Raw genomic sequence first — 16422 nt, 5'->3', positions numbered from 1 at the left:
ATGAGAACAGATATCAAGTACATTTCCATAACAGGAGTTTTACTCCTCATTCTTCTCACCGCTTGCAGCGAAGAAAGCGGATGGGAAAATATTGTGGGCACAAATAAGTACCTACAAATAGAAGGAGAGATTGCGGGGACTGATGTGGTAACCAAAGTAACAGGTGACGACCTTGGAACAAACATCCGTTTTACGGAAGGTGATCAGATAGGTTTCTATTCGTTTCATAAAAACAAATGTGCAGGAGGCACACAAAGTAGTCATCCGGACAGCGAAACATGTGATAAAGAATATCTGAAAAATGAACCTTTATCTTATTCCATATCTTCTGGAACAAGCAAATTTGTATTCATATCGGAAAATGTACAAAATGTAATAATGAACACATTAGGTTTAACATTCGCCTACTACCCCTATTCTGATGCAAAACCAGCAGATAATTACCTGCCAGCTGATGATCATACCCACTATATCCATATATTCAATGAAGATTATGAAAAAAATGGAGGTTATCAAATAGAAGATATACTCACCGCTACCAAGCGACAATATTCAGATGTGAATTATACATTTGGCCATCAATTTTCGATGGTACTGATATTCTTAGGAAAAGGGTTCACTCCAGAAAAAAATAAAGCATTGACCGTACATCTCACTGAAAAAGTTATCGGTGCACATATCACCCGGAAGTGGAACGGAAACGCCGAACAGTTTACATTCACAGTAGATAAAGTACCAACAGATAATGAAACGACTGGACTTTCTGCCTTCAAAACCCGCAAAATAGAAAATTATAAGTTGTCTGAAACCGAAAAGGAAAGTAGAACTGTATATCCGGTAATCCTGCCTTCTGGGATGGAAATAGATTATATTGAGGCTACTGATGTAAACGGCAATATACAAAAAATTAGATCAGTAAAAGAAACACTGCCTGAATTGAAATCCGGATGGAAGTATCCAATGACCATTCGGATGGATGGTATCGTACCCACAGTGTACCCCCATGAAATAGAGCCATGGGGTGAACCGACAAAAATAGAAGTAGACAAATTGCCGGGAATTTACACTCCCGATGATTTTGAGAAATGGCTTGCTCTGTATAACACATATATTGCTGATAAGAAGGATATCCCCGAGGAAAAACAAGATTCATTAGAAAAGTATGGAGATTATACAGAACAAAAGAAATGGATATTCTACCTTAGGGATAGTATAGACTGCTCCAAAATAGAGAGTACAAGCGGTACGCTTATCAAAAGGCTGGTAGAAGGAGTAACATTGGATGGTGGTAATCACATTCTGAAAAATCTTATGCTAGACTTAAAAGACAGTGAACCTGAGCAAGGAATGGGACTAATTGGTGAAATTACTGATGGCGGATATTTGCAAAACCTGCGTATGGAATTTGTAACAGTAAGAAGTAAAAGTAGTGATAAACCTTCCGGTTACATCGCTGCCAGGATCAGTGGCGGACAGATAACTAATTGCACGGTGAGGCAAGCAATCATGATTTGTAAAAGTACTTCGGGAATCTTGGCAGGAGAAATGACAAATGGCTCAGTAGATAACTGCAAATTTCATGGTATGGTACAAGCACCTTTTTATCCGCTACCGAAAGAGGAATATAAAGGTATTGTGGGTAAAATAGATGCTGGTACGATTATTGATAACAATTTAACCAATCATGTGATTTTTATAGAGGCAGAGTAAAGTTTCAATAAAAAAGAAATAGTATGAATAAAAAGATAGGAATAATATATAGTATGCTATTATTGGTGTTGTGCAGTTGCCACAATGAACTAGCACCCTTATCCGGCAGAGATATACGAGAAGGAGTACCGGTACAGTTCACAGTTGAGTGTCCGCAATATGACATGCAGACAACTCGATCCATTACTGACAAGAGAGAATTTAAAACAGGAGACGTAATACATGTATCAGCAGTATTCAAACTTGATAAAGAGGGTGAAAGTGAAAAGCAATACGCCACTCTTACGCTGACAGAAGAAGGTTGGGTGAATGAAACGGATTTTCCAATGAACTGGCCATGGAATGCCGTAAATGCGACATTTACTGCTTATTATCTGGAAAAATGGAATGGACCTATTACAGACAACACCCCCTTGAAACCGGTAGTATTAGATCGCTTCGTATACCAGACAACAGAAGAGAACAATCCTGACCCTCTGAAAGCCGAAGTCGCAGATGTAAAAAACGGACATGCTGTACATTTGAAGTTTCGCCACCTTTGCACCCGGCTCACTATAGAGGATATTGGCGATGAAGAAGAATATTGGCTGAAGTATAAAACATTTCTTGGGGAAGAGAATTCCCAAGTCTTACTGAATGCCTGCCAATTGACTCTCCAAGATAATACATTAAAATTTGAATTCGTACATGAGGAGAGCGATAAAGTTTCCGCTCAAGTATTTACAAATGAAGAGAACGGAAAAAGAACGGCCACTTTTCATCTGGCTCCGGACAATTACAGTACGTTTATGTTGAGACGGCGTAACGACTATCCCTACATTACCATCTCTCAAGTAGATAAATTAAATAAATTAGAGGCAAATAAGGAATATGTTATCTCATTGGAAAATCTGACAGGAAATATCCATCCAGACGATTCGGATGACGAGTGGTGGAATGATCGAGATCCGGAAATTCCTGATTATAAAGATTTCAAGATTCAGGATTTTCTAAATGCCCTTCAACAATGTGAGCAGGACTATATCTGCAATACGAAAAAAGGCGATCCAATAACAGTCTTAAAGAAAGACGAGTATCGGAAAGAAATGCACCTCATGACTGATGTAGATTTCGAATATGGGACTTTCCAATCAGTAGAATTGCCCAATACAGTGACTTTTGATGGTGGAGGCAAAAGCATTTTAGGTGTGGCACACCCATTGTTCAGTACCCTGTATGGAACGGTAAAAGAACTTGATATAGAAAATGCAAAAATAGATAGTAAAGATAGTGGTATCAAAACTGAATGGGGAATATTAGCTCGTGAATGCGATGGAGGAATAATTAGCAATGTCAATTTGATAAATTCTGAATTGAAGGTTACTATTCCACACACTACAAATGATCCAGCATATAATATCGGTGCACTGATAGGTTGGGTAAAATCTGGAAATATATCCAACATTCAATTGGTTGATAACATATCTGTTACAGTAGATTCTCAAGATGAGAATAGTTATTATATCTTGTCCGTAGGTGGAGTAATTGGTCAGTTCAATGGTACGTTAATGAAAATGAGTAACCTCACGGGAGGATCAGTAATACATGTGACGAATAGCAGCCAGGGACATTCTACACGATATACGGGCGGAGTAATCGGGCATCTTAATGGAATTATACAAGATTGCGAAGTGAATGTAATGGTTGATGCCAGTAAATCCATTGGAACATGGAATTATGTTGGGGGAATAGCAGGAGTAGCAAGGACAACATTATCCGAGAAGAATACAACTATAGATAATACGCCTTCTATTATGAATATATCCGTTGTAGGAAGTGTGATAGGAGGAAGAATCCCCCAATATGAACGCAATGAAGAGGACAAAACTATAACTTCCCATTCGTCTACCGGAGGCATTGTGGGACATGTGCAAGCAGCTTCAGTAACAGGAGGAGTTACTTTTAGCAAAGTATCCATTGCCACGAACTATAATGTTTCAGACTATACTTACTACACCATAGGTGGCGTAATAGGTTCTATGAAGAATGCTGTGCATATTAGCAACAATGAAGGATGGGACAAATTCAATGCCGACTTCTATAAGGCCTATCACTATCATGCCGGTACATTTTGTGGCGGCGGCGGAACAACAACAGATTTGAAGAAAGAAAATACAGCCGAAGGTACAGGTGCATTTGTCGGTACAGAAAACAAAAACTAAATAAAAAGAATCATTTATGAAAAATCTAGTTAGAGTAATAATATATATGTGTTTGTCTACATTCCTTTTTGCCAGATGCGACAACGAAAAGATGGAGGGTACACCAGAGCATCCAGTTGAAATAACCTTTGCAGGAAATGAAAATGTTTTTGCACAAACACGTTCTTATTATCCCATAGGGCAAGATGGGAATGGTCCTCTATATGGTACTATCTATATACGGCAAATAGAAGCTAAACAAATTGACACAAACGGAAAAGTCACCGAAGGGACAATATCTTGGGGCCATTATAAAGTGGCATCAGGCACTGGAGATCAATTGGAAACCACAGGAGATATAGAACCATTAAAATGGAATAGTAGTCAGACTAGTTATTTTTTTCAAGCTTTATCCGTACCTATCAATGCGAATGGAGACCCTGCAGGAGTGGAATTCACCCATAAAGATCCTAATAACGAAATTGGAAATGGTAAAGTGACATTCGGAGGATATAAAACTGGATTGGAATATTTCGTAGGTGCCACCGTCGGGCCGCAACAATTGTCTCCCCATGGTCCGAAAGTAGTTATAACACTGCAGAGGCAAGTGGCGAAAGTAATATTTGGAGGGATACACCATATAGATATCAATGGAAAGAAAGAAGAATACATAACAGATTCTTGCGACATCATATTTCCTAACCTGCCAGCTAACGCCACATTCGATATGGGGCATTTTCGTGAACAACAGAAGGAATATGATGGCGTATTGAAAGATAACCATGACTGGATTACGCTAAATTACGAAGATTCTCAGAAAGGCATTGTCGTAAAAAATTGGTATAAGAAAACAGGGTCAATTCAGATTGCAGAAGATATATTACAAGCTATTTATGTACCTCCATTTATTTTTTGGGATAATACAGAAAATAACAGGCCTGAAAATCAATCTGGCTTTTTTGTCATAAAACGTAAGTCAGCCAATGGCATCAAAACTTATACTGGAAATATCAACAATAACAACAATAGAATACAACTATTTGCCGGTGAGTCTATTAGATTGAATGTTACATTGAAAGATGGTCCGGCAACGGGCGGTGGTGACGGATCGATTATTACAGAATGGAGTACTGCGGGAGAGGCTGATGTTCCCCATCACCCTATTCCCGGTATTTATACAAAAGAAGAAGCTGGGAAGTTGCTTGAGGCATTGCAATCAAAAACACCCAATAAAATCCCAATCCCTGAAGCTTTTTATAAAATGGAGGATGGAAAGAAAGTAATTCGCCTTTTTATAAATATCGACTGGAGCAATTTAACAGAAACACTGACTCTTCCTGACAATATTGTCCTTGATGGACAAGGATATAATGTGAAACTGGGATCTAATGGCTCCATTGAGGGAAATCTAAAAGATATTTATATCAGTGGTAAAAGTATTAGTGACATCTGATAAGCTTTTTAATAAATACAAATACTGATTCATTAATATATTGAACAATATTTTGACAGAAAACCGACACATTTAAAGCCTGGTGCTTATTAGAGGGATAATTTATCACGCAATAAGAATGGTTATCATATTTTTTTATAATAAAAAAGGTCCTAATTCTATTAAGAATTAGGACCTTTTATTGAGAACTGAGCGGTGCGTACGGAAGATGAACTTTTCTTCTATGCTTCACGTACTCAATATCTTATCAAGCTCTTTTATTCTTTCTCCCACTGATAACCCCACGTGTGCAATTCGCTTAATTGCTTGGTGTTGCGGTGGTTGTTTGAGTTGGTGCAAATATAACGCTTTTATGAGAATAAATGAAAGCGTAAAGTACTATTATTTCCCCAATATTTGTATTTTTGTTCTGAAACTGAATATTTTAGTATGGATAAGTTTAATGTAGAGAAAGAAATATTAGATACCTCTGAATTAGAAAGACTTTTTCTAAGAGAGGGCATATTTACAACAATAAAAAGAAATGAGTATTTGATTCGTCAGAATGAAATGACAAATCAAATAGGCTTTGTTGTATCTGGCATTTTCCGTTTATCAAGAATAGACGTTAATGGCAATGAGTGGATAATTGGATATAGTTTTAAAAATGATTTTGTTTGTGACTACCCTTCTTTTATAAACAAAATGGGAGCTACCGTAAATATACAAGCATCAACCGATTGTGAGGTGTATCTTCTTTCTTTGAACCGACTAAATCAATTTTGGGAAACTGATATGAATACTCAACGTTTGGGCAGACGGATTGCAGAAACGATGTTTGCAGAAATATATCAGAGATTATTAGGTTTCTATTGCGACACTCCTGAACAACGCTATCAAGCCTTGATGAAACGCTGTCCTGATTTACAAGGAAAATTATCTTTAAAGGAAATAGCCCACTTCTTGGGAATAACGCCCGAAACTCTTAGCAGAATACGAAAAAAGATACTATTAAAATAGAGGTCTTGACTTTGGTCAAGGCTTTTTTGTTTTATATGCCCTAATATTGCTGCCACAATTTTTTAATAAATATAGTATGAGCACCTATAAACATTTTGGCAAGCAACCCGATGTCTTAAAACATTTGGTCTTATGTGAAATTCTTCAGAATGAAAATCCCTCGACCTATGTAGAAACTAATTCTGCATGTGCCATTTATCAAATGGAACATACTCTTGAACAGCAATATGGCATTTATCATTTTTTGGAACGGGCAAATGATGAAAACGGGCTGAAAGATTCTATGTATTATAAGTTGGAAAAATCAGAAATGCTGAAAGGGAATTATTTAGGTTCACCGGGGTTAGCAATGAATGTTCTAAAAGGAGTAAACGATTTCATCTTTTTCGATATAGAAAAAAGTGCTTTGGATAACGTATCATCCTATGCCGGACAAATAAAAATTCATTCAGATGTACGGCTTCTTAACATGGACTCTTTAAACGGAATAATTGATTTATTGCCTACTCTTCCTAAATCTACTTTTATTCATATAGACCCATACGAAATAGACAAGAAAGGAGCATCGGACTTAACCTTTCTTGATATTTTTGTAAAAGCAACCCAATCGGGAATGAAATGCTTACTTTGGTATGGTTTTATGACCAACCAAGACAAAGGACGTATAAATCAATATGTAATTAGAAGTTTGCAACAAGAAAATATCAAAAACTACACTTGTGTGGAGCTTATAATGAAATCAATTAAAGAAAATACCGTTTCATGTAATCCCGGTGTTTTGGGAAGTGGAATTTTAGCAGCAAATTTATCACAGAAATCCCATAATATGATTTTTGATTATAGTCGCAAACTTGTAGAACTTTACAAAAATGCCCAATATAACGGCTATGACGGTAGTTTATCTAAAGATATTGTAAAAAATGTAAGTAGAAGAAACTCTTTTAAATTTAGATTATAATCTTAAACAGATTGGTTATGATTCAATTATCCCAACAGAGATTTTTCCGATTATTATCGGAATACTCGCAGCACAAAGTTTCTGCCTCTGAACTTGTAGAAGCTATTGAAGAATTGGCTATTCATTTAGCCAATTTTAGTACCAACGAACAGAATTATAGTGTTTTGCTTCGCTATTTTTCTTTTGGACTGCACAGACTTAAATCGTACCGTATGCGGTTTGAGCAAGAAAAAAATACCCTATCTGTACTTGATTGATGAAGCAATAGAACTGCTCAACAATGAAATACGCATTGTAAAATGGCGTATCAAATACCCTGAACAATTCCAACAGAACGCAAACGGACACATTCTTTCCCCTTTCCACTTGGCAGACAAGACCAATCTTATTAATATCATGGAAATTGTCAGTGGTCTGTTCTTATCCCAACGCGTCATAAAGAATGATAATCCTGCCTATCTTACTGACCTGACAAAAGCATTTGAATGGCTATTTAACATCAAGCTGGGTGACTGCCACCAAAAACATGAGGATGTCATCAAGCGAAAAGCAGTCAAAGCAACGGAGTTTCTTAATGGACTGATAGCTCTTATACGTGAAGAACGTGCAAGAAAAGGGTATAGATAATCAATCACTTAGCACCAATTTATACGGGGTAGCGTATGCTACCCTACAATTCTTTTACTCCCATTTTCCGAACTTTGCTTCATCAACCGGTTGGTAATCATTTATGTATAATCTGAAAAATGAAGCGAATATGTATATAGAAAACTATGAGTTTAAAGAGTGGATGCAAAAACTGCTCGACAAGTTGGAAGAAGTGGGCAAAGGTGTAAGGTCTTTGCAAAACAACCCCGAAGTAATGCCGGGTGACAAACTGTTGGATAATCAGGATTTGTGCCTGCTGTTCAGGGTCAGCACCCGTACACTGCAAAGATTGAGAGCCAAGAAAAAGCTCCCTTTCATGATGATTAGCGGCAAAGCCTATTATCGGGCTTCCGATGTCAAGGAGTTCATCAGGGAGCGGTTCGATGTAGGCACGCTCCGAAAGTTCGAGAAGGAACACAGAGAGAATAAGCAGTAAGGAAGTTATCCCGAAATTGCGGCACGTGGGCAGTTTCGGGATATTTCTTTTTTGGCAGGTTCCCATCATTCATCCGCCGATATTATACCCTCTCTCTGATAGGATTGCTCAAACCGCTTGCAGAGCAGGACTATCATTTCATTGGTCTTTATCAGCTCAACGGTACATTGTTCCAGTCTGTAAAGCAGTGCAAGTGCTTTCCTTTCCGAAAAATTGGAATGCAGTTCTTTCACCGCCTGATTGTAATTGTTGGCTATCTTCCTGAACTGGGAATAGAATTGTGTCAGCTGGATATAATAGTCCACCTTGCTTTTGTCCCTTACCACAACCTTGAATGATTTGCCGAAAATACAATTCTTGATGAAATGTGCCTTTACCGCATACCCCGACCTGTCAAAGAACGACAGGAATTTGGCGTTCTCCACATCGTCCAGATTGAACGAATAGCGGTGTACTTTCGGGTTTGACAAGGGCTTTCGCCCTCCCTTGTTGAAGCGTTTCTTTTTCTGTTCCATAAGCTGATATTTTTACAAGTTTCTCGACTTCGGAGAGAAACCGCCCACCTGCAAAGGTGCAAGGTTTTCAGGCACTCAGAAGCATCTGAGGACCTGAAAACACAACTTGCTGCTTTCGTTTGAAAGCAAGAATCCTCGTTCCCTCGGATTGCCGAAGCAAGCGGTCAGGCTTCTTTCCCCGTCCGTTTATCCGCTGCAAAATTACATACAACCGTTTGCTGCTGAAATACGGTCTGCCGTGACAATCCATGACAAGGGAAGACAAAACAATCACTTTTTATAAAGCGTCTGTTTTTACCATTTTCTTTGTTGCGGATTGATTGAAATAAGGCAATACACAAGACAATCAACCAAGATGTAAATATGTCTTTATGTCTTGTTTGCAAGCTGTCCAAAGATATAGCCGTATATCTGTACGGATGTCTTTTTTTCTTTCAATAGGAATGAAGAATTATCTATCAACCTTTAAAAAGTGAATATATGGAAGAAGTAAAACAACAACCCTTGCAAGGAATGGAAAGCAGGGAACGGGACGGTTATAAATCATTGTTCCTCAAAAAACGGACGGTCTGCACCCGTCAAAGTGTGTATGTCAGTGGAGAGATACACGGACGTATTGCCCGAATGGTGGGTATCATTGCGGGCAAGCGGGTAAGCATCGGCAACTTTATAGACAATGTATTGGAACATCACCTGAACAGCTATAAAGAAGTCATTTCCTCCCTCTATCGGGAAGAAGCCGACAAAGGTATCATCAACCCGCCAAAAGGAAATCAAGCATGAAAGTAATGGCTATCGAAGAACAGACCTTTCAACTGGTGTGCAGGCGTTTCTCCACCTTTGCCAGTCAGGTGAAAAGTATCTGTATGGAAAGTTCCCGAAAATCGGAAGAATGGCTTTCCAGCCGTGAAGTGTGTGCGCTGCTCGGTATCAGCCTGCGAAGTTTGCAGAATTACCGGGATAGCGGAAAACTGGGCTATTCCCAAATAAGGAACAAGATGTACTATAAGGCTGCCGATATTGAGAGACTGGTTGCAGAATGTACGGAAAACAAGATAACGAATTATAAATCAAACAATAAATAAATATTGTCCTATGGAAAAGAAAGAAGGAAATAATACGGAAATAAACCAGTCATTCAAATTGTCTGCTATTGTCGGGATTTGGGAAAGTTTAAACCTTCATCCTACGGTGATGATATACCAAAGCAAGAAAAAGTATTTCCTTTCAATGCTCCATGTATCTGATAACGGACAGGCGAAACCAGCCGTTTACGAGATACAGAAAGAAGATAACCGTTACTTCATCGTTTCAGCCTTTAAACGGCTTTATATTGACTATGATGTGGTAAAAGATAGTATTTCCATATTTTACTATGGCGAGTATCTGCGTAACTGACACGTGTATGTATGTCAATCATTTAAACCAATTATAAATCAATAGAACAGTATAACAATATGGAACTTATAAACAGCAATAGTGAGATAATCAAGGACTTCTTTCAGTCTATGGATAGAATGTTAGATGGTATCAGTCGACTGGCAAAGGAAAACAGACCACATTTGAACGGTGAAAAGTTTCTAAGCAACAGGAATGCAGCTAAATGCCTGAAAGTAAGCATCCGCACACTGCAAGAATGGAGAGATACAGGCGTTATCCCATACATTCAGATAAAAGGAAAGATTATCTACCGTCAAAGCGATATAGAACGGCTTTTGCAAACCTATTACAACAAAGAACGGCAGGAATAACCTACCGTCCTCAAAACAATACATTTTTTTCCAAAACTGACCTAAGAACATTAACTTTATTAGTGTAGTATTCCGTCTGTGCAAGTCTTTGGAAGAAAATACTACACGGAGCGTAGCGCAGGTGTGGAGATTTTTTTTCAAATCCGTAGGGCTGGGGCTTGAACGGACGGAATACGGAGCTTACATTTGTTAATGTTTTATTCAGCTTTGGAAAAATTATCTCATTAATACTAACTCTTCTCGCTGCCGAATAATTTTATTCATTAAATATTTAAACATTCTATGGTCAGCTTCATTACCACAATTCATCATTACCTCTTCTGTTTCTCGCATAAGTTTGGAGTATTCTATATCAGCCTGTTCTCTATCTGAAGTCTTAATTGTAGATAATTTATCCAATTTATTTGTAATTCTTTCGTATTCTATTGCAGCAATAGAATTTCTTTTAGAAAAAAATCCTTTTCGTCCTTCATGCATCATTGCTTCCAACATCATTCTTAAATCAGTCATTTGAGAACGCATAACATCTAATGCTAATACTTCTTTATTAGAATTATCTAAAACAGGAATAGATGCGGGCGAACTCAAAGCCATTAATTTGACGATAGAATTTATATTTCCGATATCTCCTTCTACTGCTTTTGTTGCCTCAATTGCTTCTTTTAATTCTGTTTGAGATTTTAACACCTCATGATATTTCATCTCTTTTGAATATTCCAAATATCTCAAAGGAGCAATATCAAAAATCTTAGGAGTTCCTTTTTCTTGCATTAGAACGACTGGTTTATCAAACGCTTGACGAATACCTAATTCAAATAAAACATTGGGATTGCGTGTACTTAAATCACAAACAGCAATAGGAGCATCTATTAATTTTTTCAATATATCCAAATGGATAAAGTTCGTTTCCTTAACTTCATCTGCCCTTACAGGAATAAATTCAGTTTTCTCAATAGCAGGTTTTATAATATCATTATAGACATGACCGAAATGTCCTTTCTCATAACCATCACACTCACTAATTGGCATGATTACAAAGCAACTTTTATTTTCTTCCTTCGCCATATTTCTATATTTTTTTTCAAAAATAGGAATTAATTAGTATAATTACAAATACTTACAGAAGTTCTTTTCTACATTCCGCATTTCCCGCATAATAGAACTATCCAAAACTTTTGCATAATGTTGTGTCATTCTGATATTGGAATGTCCCAAAATCTTAGAGACATTTTCCATTGATACATCATTGGCGAGAAAAACTACGGTAGCCGCAGTATGGCGGGCAACATGTGTCGTTAAGCGTTTGGCAATACCGCATAAATCTGCGATTTCTTTCAAGTAGGCATTTATGCGCTGATTACTGATTACGGGTAAAAGCACACCTTTCTTTATACACTCCGCATTATCTTCATATTTCCCCAATATTCTTTGGGGAATGGATAAAACGGGAATGTTACACATCTGATTGGTTTTCTGTCGTGCCTTGCGTATCCATAAAGCACCGTTATTGTCTTTTATCAGGTGTTCACGGCTTAACTGCTGCACATCAACGAAAGCAAGTGCGGTGAAACAGCAAAAGACAAAAATATCCCTTACCTGCTCCAGCCTTTTGATTGTAAATTCCTTGTTCATCAGAATATCCAGTTCCTCACGTGAGAGGAACTCTACGTTTACTTCCTCCTGCTTGAAGCGAATGCCGTAAAACGGGTCTTTCTTTATCCAGTCGTTAGCCAAAGCAATGCGGACAACCTTTTTCAAGTTCTTCAAATGCTTCAATGCGGAATTGTTTTGGCAGTGCTTATCCGTTTTCAGCCAAAAATCAAAATCACGGATAAATTGCCCGTCCAGTTCTGCCAGCATCATATCATCACGGTGGTAGCAACTGCGGATATACTCTTTCAGGCGGTTTATGGAAGTATCGAACTTGGTTACGGTGCTTTCCGTATATTCCTTGCCAATCAGGACACGGCATTTCTCGTTATGTTCCGCATAAACTTCCAATAAACTACGTTGTACTTTATCTCGTCCGTAGAAACAATCCTTTATTATATCGGCTGTTATCGTTTTGTTGTCTATTTCCAGTTCACGGTGTATCTGCAATATTTTGGCACGAACCGTATTGATATAGTGGTTCAGTTCTGTGGCTACACGGTCTTTTCCTTTGGAACATTCCTTTTTCTGATTCCATAAATCTACGGGAATGCTCCGTTTAATCATAACTTCGGCTACTCGCTTGTTTACGGTGATGCGCATGCAGATAGGAACTTCACCGTTTTTCAGAAGTTTCGATTTCTTGATGATGAACAATACGCTCAATGTGTTTCTTTTCACTGCTCCCATAATTCTTTGATTTTTAAGTGGTACAAAATTAGTTTGCCATACTCAAAAACCAGCTACGCAAAAAGCTGACAATCAAAGACAAATGCGTCAATTCGTGGGAGCAAAAACGGCTTTCAAAAAGTCCCACGAATAAGCCACGTGAGAACTGCCTGAAACCGCTGTTTTTTACCTAAGTGGGGAAAAATAAAAAGCTCTGAAATCCTTGAATTTCAGAGCTTTACTTTAATTTGCTATTTGCTTTCGCGGTGCGTACGGGACTCGAACCCGTGACCCCATGCGTGACAGGCATGTATTCTAACCAACTGAACTAACGCACCATAATTTCATTTCTTTTATCGCTTTCTCTCTCGATTGCGGTTGCAAAGGTAGGTGTTTTTTTGAAACCTGCAATAGCTTGAAAGAAATATTTTTCATCTTTTTTAAAGTAGGCTTGATTATAAGATATTTATATTACCTTTGTGTGGCAAAAAAAATTCGAATGACAAATCAAAATCAATTAAAAGCGAGAAAAACCATGAGAAATACTCCTATTGAACGTAAACTGATTGACGAAACCATCGAAGCATTTCAGATTGCAGACTTTGGAAAAGCAACCATCCGCGAAGTAAAGGCGATTGCCGCCAAGGCAGAAGCTGAATCTGGTATAGAATTTATAAAAATGGAAATGGGTGTGCCGGGACTTCCCCCTTCGGCTGTAGGTGTAAAAGCTGAAATAGAAGCTCTGCAAAAAGGAATTGCCAGTCTTTATCCTGACATCAACGGATTGCCTGCACTGAAAGAAGAAGCTTCGCGTTTTATAAAAGCATTTATTAATGTAGATTTGCAACCGGAAGGTTGTGTACCTGTTACCGGTTCCATGCAAGGCACCTTTGCTTCGTTCCTCACTTGCAGTCAGTGTGATGAAAAGAAAGATACGATATTGTTTATTGACCCGGGATTTCCTGTACAGAAGCAACAGCTAGTCGTTATGGGACAAAAGTTCGAGACTTTCGATGTATATGATTTCCGTGGCGACAAATTGAAAGAGAAACTGGAAAGTTACCTCAAGAAAGGGAATATCTCTGCTATCGTCTATTCCAACCCGAACAATCCCAGCTGGATTTGCCTGAAAGAAGAAGAGCTACGTATCATCGGAGAACTTGCTACGCAATATGATGTTATTGTTCTGGAAGACCTGGCTTACTTCGCTATGGACTTCCGGCAAGATTTGAGCAAACCATTCCAAGCACCTTATCAACCATCAGTGGCACATTATACAGACAACTATGTATTGCTCATTTCCGGCTCTAAAGCATTCAGCTATGCCGGACAGCGTATTGGTGTCAGCTGCATTTCAAACAAGCTCTATCATCGCTCTTATCCCGGATTGACAAAACGCTATGGTGGCGGCACATTCGGTACAGTATTCATTCACCGTGTACTCTATGCCCTCTCCTCCGGTACGAGTCATTCGGCACAATACGCGCTTGCCGCCATGCTGAAGGCTGCTAATGAAGGACAGTACAACTTCCTTGACGAAGTGAAAATATATGGTGAACGCGCTCACAGGCTAAAAGAGATTTTTCTGCGCCACGGTTTTCATCTGGTATATGACAATGACCTTGGTGATCCCGTAGCCGATGGCTTCTACTTTACTATCGGTTATCCGGGGATGACCAGCGGCGAATTGGCTAAGGAATTGATGTACTATGGTGTCAGTGCCATATCTCTGATTACCACCGGTAGCCATCAGGAAGGTTTGCGTGCCTGTACTTCATTCATCCAGGATCATCAATATGCACAATTAGAAGAACGGATGGCAATCTTTGCAGAAAACCATCCGATATAATAGAATAAACTTACCAATTAGTGCCGGTATCCCACCACAAACGGGTGCCGGCATTATCATCTCCTCCCAAAGCTTTCACCAATGCACGGTATTGCTCCGGATTTTCCGTTTGTAATCCTCCGGGAAAGTTTAAACGGCGAATCATAATTTCCGTATCAACGCAGCCATCCTTACTATGATTGAAACGAACAGGAAAAAGGCGTGGATATCCGGTTCTGCGCTGCTCCGCCCAGGCTTCACATCCTTCAGGAAACATTGCCAGCCATTTCTGCGTAATGATCTTCTCCAACTTCGTATCACGGTCTGCTGTTTCAATCCACTTCGGTGAGACTTTACAATAGACTTTTATATTATTTTCAGCATCAAATGTATCCACAAAATCAATTGGCAATTTATCACTATTCAAATATGAATCAGTCTGCATGATACCATACTGATGTAGAGAGGAAGTAATTCCTTTTTCATAGCATATACCGGCATCTTCATCTGTCCAGTTCCTCAAAGCGGCTTCCGCACGCAGAAACCAGACCTCGGCAGCAGTCATAAGAACCGCATCCGTTGACTGAGTAGCCTTCAGTTTCGACAAACCCATATAATTGCTATGAGAGAAGCAAGTTCCCTGCCGGATTCCACGATACTGTCCTTTAAACGACTCATCCTGGCATGTGGCAAAAAAGACAGTACGCCGAGGATCTTCATAACCGTTCATGATAGACTCCATTGGAGCACTCATATAAGTTTCGTTCCACACCAGATTGAGTTCTCCCAACGGATTGGCATACCCTTTCTTTGTAGATACCGCCACCGGTTCATTTTCCGCTTCCAATATTCCATATTCATTATTAAAAGCTTTCAGGAACTCTGAACGGGCTTTCTCTTCATCCACTGTGGCTATTCGCATTGCAAGCCGCATTCTCAATGAATTGGCAAACCTTATCCACGAAATGTATTCGCCATCCATCAGTATATCAAAACGAGAAAACTCAGCAGCTTCCGGATTTGACTCGACATAACCGGTAAGGGTACTCACAGCCGTATCTAATTCACAAAAGAACTCTTTATAAACCGCTTCTTGTGTATCAGGCATATATTCTGCGTTAGGATCAGCAAACCGTGAATAAATGATAGGACCATAGTAATCCGTAACGCGATGCATCACTTCCACTTTCAGAATCTTGGTGACTCCGAAGAAACCCGGATGTTTCTCACGCGTTGCGTTCTCCGACTGGTATATCTGTGGAAAAATATACGAATAGGTATGTCCCCACATTGCACTGTTCCAACCATCTTGCAAATTATAGTCCGAATTATGGCTACCTCCATTCAATGGTTTTCCATCATGCATATATCCACTGAACATATCTGCATTCAGGTTCTGCGTCAACTGGAAAGGCCAGTTCTTACCCTTTCCATAATCATAATTGAAGTAAATGCCCTGCTGAATCACTCCCAGACGAATACCATGTTCATTATAATCAATCTGCAAATCTTCATCCGTAATTCCGGATAAATCCGTATTGATATCCTTAAAGTCACCCGTGCAAGAAGTTAAAACTAACAGAGCACCGAATATCCAACTATATCTTTTCATATCAATCCTCCCC

Annotated in this window: 17 protein-coding genes and 1 tRNA gene; 13 read left to right on the top strand and 5 right to left on the bottom strand. The window is 38.9% G+C overall.

Translation table 11 applies throughout. From position 1 onward, the window contains the following. From K429_RS0124535 to K429_RS0124500, 8 genes are all read left to right on the top strand, one after another. Nucleotides 1–1710, top strand: coding sequence for a fimbrillin family protein (locus K429_RS0124535; protein ID WP_029328441.1), 1710 nt, complete (start codon nt 1–3; stop codon nt 1708–1710). A gap of 23 nt (nt 1711–1733) precedes the next feature. After that, a complete protein-coding gene (locus tag K429_RS0124530) occupies nt 1734–3911 on the top strand; it encodes a fimbrillin family protein (protein ID WP_029328439.1) in 2178 nt (725 codons plus the stop codon). 16 nt (nt 3912–3927) lie between these two features. Next, nucleotides 3928–5343 carry a hypothetical protein gene (locus K429_RS0124525; RefSeq protein ID WP_155923477.1) on the top strand — a complete coding sequence of 472 codons (1416 nt, stop codon included), beginning with the start codon at nt 3928–3930 and terminating at the stop codon, nt 5341–5343. A gap of 429 nt (nt 5344–5772) precedes the next feature. Next, nucleotides 5773–6342 (top strand): Crp/Fnr family transcriptional regulator, encoded by a 570-nt coding sequence (locus K429_RS0124520; RefSeq protein ID WP_008660906.1) that lies wholly within the window; start codon nt 5773–5775, stop codon nt 6340–6342. A 76-nt stretch (nt 6343–6418) separates the two neighbouring features. Beyond that, the gene (locus K429_RS0124515) at nt 6419–7300 is read left to right on the top strand and encodes a hypothetical protein (RefSeq protein WP_029328436.1); all 882 of its coding nucleotides are present in this window, start codon (nt 6419–6421) and stop codon (nt 7298–7300) included. A 17-nt stretch (nt 7301–7317) separates the two neighbouring features. Further along, a complete protein-coding gene (locus tag K429_RS31040) occupies nt 7318–7557 on the top strand; it encodes a hypothetical protein (RefSeq protein ID WP_029328434.1) in 240 nt (79 codons plus the stop codon). After that, nucleotides 7520–7927 (top strand): RteC domain-containing protein, encoded by a 408-nt coding sequence (locus tag K429_RS0124505; RefSeq protein WP_197031253.1) that lies wholly within the window; start codon nt 7520–7522, stop codon nt 7925–7927. Before K429_RS31040 ends, K429_RS0124505 begins: the two co-directional genes overlap by 38 nt. Before the next feature lie 130 nt (nt 7928–8057). Continuing rightward, nucleotides 8058–8384 (top strand): helix-turn-helix domain-containing protein, encoded by a 327-nt coding sequence (locus K429_RS0124500; RefSeq protein ID WP_029328432.1) that lies wholly within the window; start codon nt 8058–8060, stop codon nt 8382–8384. Nucleotides 8385–8449: 65 nt separating this feature from the next. Here K429_RS0124500 and mobA read toward each other — a convergent pair whose 3' ends face one another. Further along, on the bottom strand, nt 8450–8899 hold the full coding sequence (gene mobA, locus K429_RS0124495) for a conjugal transfer protein MobA (protein WP_029328431.1): 450 nt from the start codon (nt 8897–8899) through the stop codon (nt 8450–8452). Nucleotides 8900–9379: 480 nt separating this feature from the next. Here mobA and K429_RS0124485 point away from each other — a divergent pair, with 480 nt between their 5' ends. From K429_RS0124485 to K429_RS0124470, 4 genes are read left to right on the top strand one after another with little or no spacing between them, the layout of a single operon-like run. Next, nucleotides 9380–9682 (top strand): DUF3408 domain-containing protein, encoded by a 303-nt coding sequence (locus K429_RS0124485; protein ID WP_029328428.1) that lies wholly within the window; start codon nt 9380–9382, stop codon nt 9680–9682. Beyond that, nucleotides 9679–9984, top strand: coding sequence for a helix-turn-helix domain-containing protein (locus K429_RS0124480; RefSeq protein ID WP_029328426.1), 306 nt, complete (start codon nt 9679–9681; stop codon nt 9982–9984). The genes K429_RS0124485 and K429_RS0124480 overlap by 4 nt, the downstream gene beginning before the upstream one ends. A 10-nt stretch (nt 9985–9994) precedes the next feature. Next, entirely contained in the window at nt 9995–10297 is a 303-nt protein-coding gene (locus tag K429_RS0124475; protein ID WP_029328425.1) for a DUF3876 domain-containing protein, read from the top strand. Between the two features lie 59 nt (nt 10298–10356). After that, entirely contained in the window at nt 10357–10650 is a 294-nt protein-coding gene (locus K429_RS0124470) for a helix-turn-helix domain-containing protein (protein ID WP_029328424.1), read from the top strand. A 216-nt stretch (nt 10651–10866) separates the two neighbouring features. Here the strand turns inward: K429_RS0124470 and K429_RS0124465 are convergent, their stop codons facing one another. From K429_RS0124465 to K429_RS0124455, 3 genes are all read right to left on the bottom strand, one after another. Continuing rightward, nucleotides 10867–11715: a hypothetical protein gene (locus K429_RS0124465; RefSeq protein ID WP_029328423.1), complete on the bottom strand. Its 849-nt coding sequence runs from the start codon at nt 11713–11715 to the stop codon at nt 10867–10869. A gap of 42 nt (nt 11716–11757) precedes the next feature. Then, the gene (locus tag K429_RS0124460; RefSeq protein WP_029328422.1) at nt 11758–12990 is read right to left on the bottom strand and encodes a site-specific integrase; all 1233 of its coding nucleotides are present in this window, start codon (nt 12988–12990) and stop codon (nt 11758–11760) included. Nucleotides 12991–13233: 243 nt separating this feature from the next. Continuing rightward, nucleotides 13234–13307, bottom strand: a tRNA-Asp gene (locus K429_RS0124455). A 197-nt stretch (nt 13308–13504) separates the two neighbouring features. On the opposite strand from K429_RS0124455, the gene K429_RS0124450 reads away from it, so the two are divergent. Further along, nucleotides 13505–14818 (top strand): pyridoxal phosphate-dependent aminotransferase, encoded by a 1314-nt coding sequence (locus tag K429_RS0124450; protein ID WP_029328421.1) that lies wholly within the window; start codon nt 13505–13507, stop codon nt 14816–14818. A gap of 10 nt (nt 14819–14828) precedes the next feature. On the opposite strand, the gene K429_RS0124445 is transcribed toward K429_RS0124450, so the two are convergent. Further along, nucleotides 14829–16409, bottom strand: coding sequence for a SusD/RagB family nutrient-binding outer membrane lipoprotein (locus K429_RS0124445; RefSeq protein ID WP_029328420.1), 1581 nt, complete (start codon nt 16407–16409; stop codon nt 14829–14831). Between the last annotated feature and the right edge of the window lie 13 nt (nt 16410–16422).

This window comes from Bacteroides sp. 14(A) (genome assembly GCF_000526555.1).
Taxonomy (GTDB): Bacteria; Bacteroidota; Bacteroidia; order Bacteroidales; family Bacteroidaceae; genus Bacteroides; species Bacteroides cellulosilyticus.
Note: the sequence above shows the minus strand (reverse complement) of the source record. Positions and strands in the feature narration are given on the sequence as shown.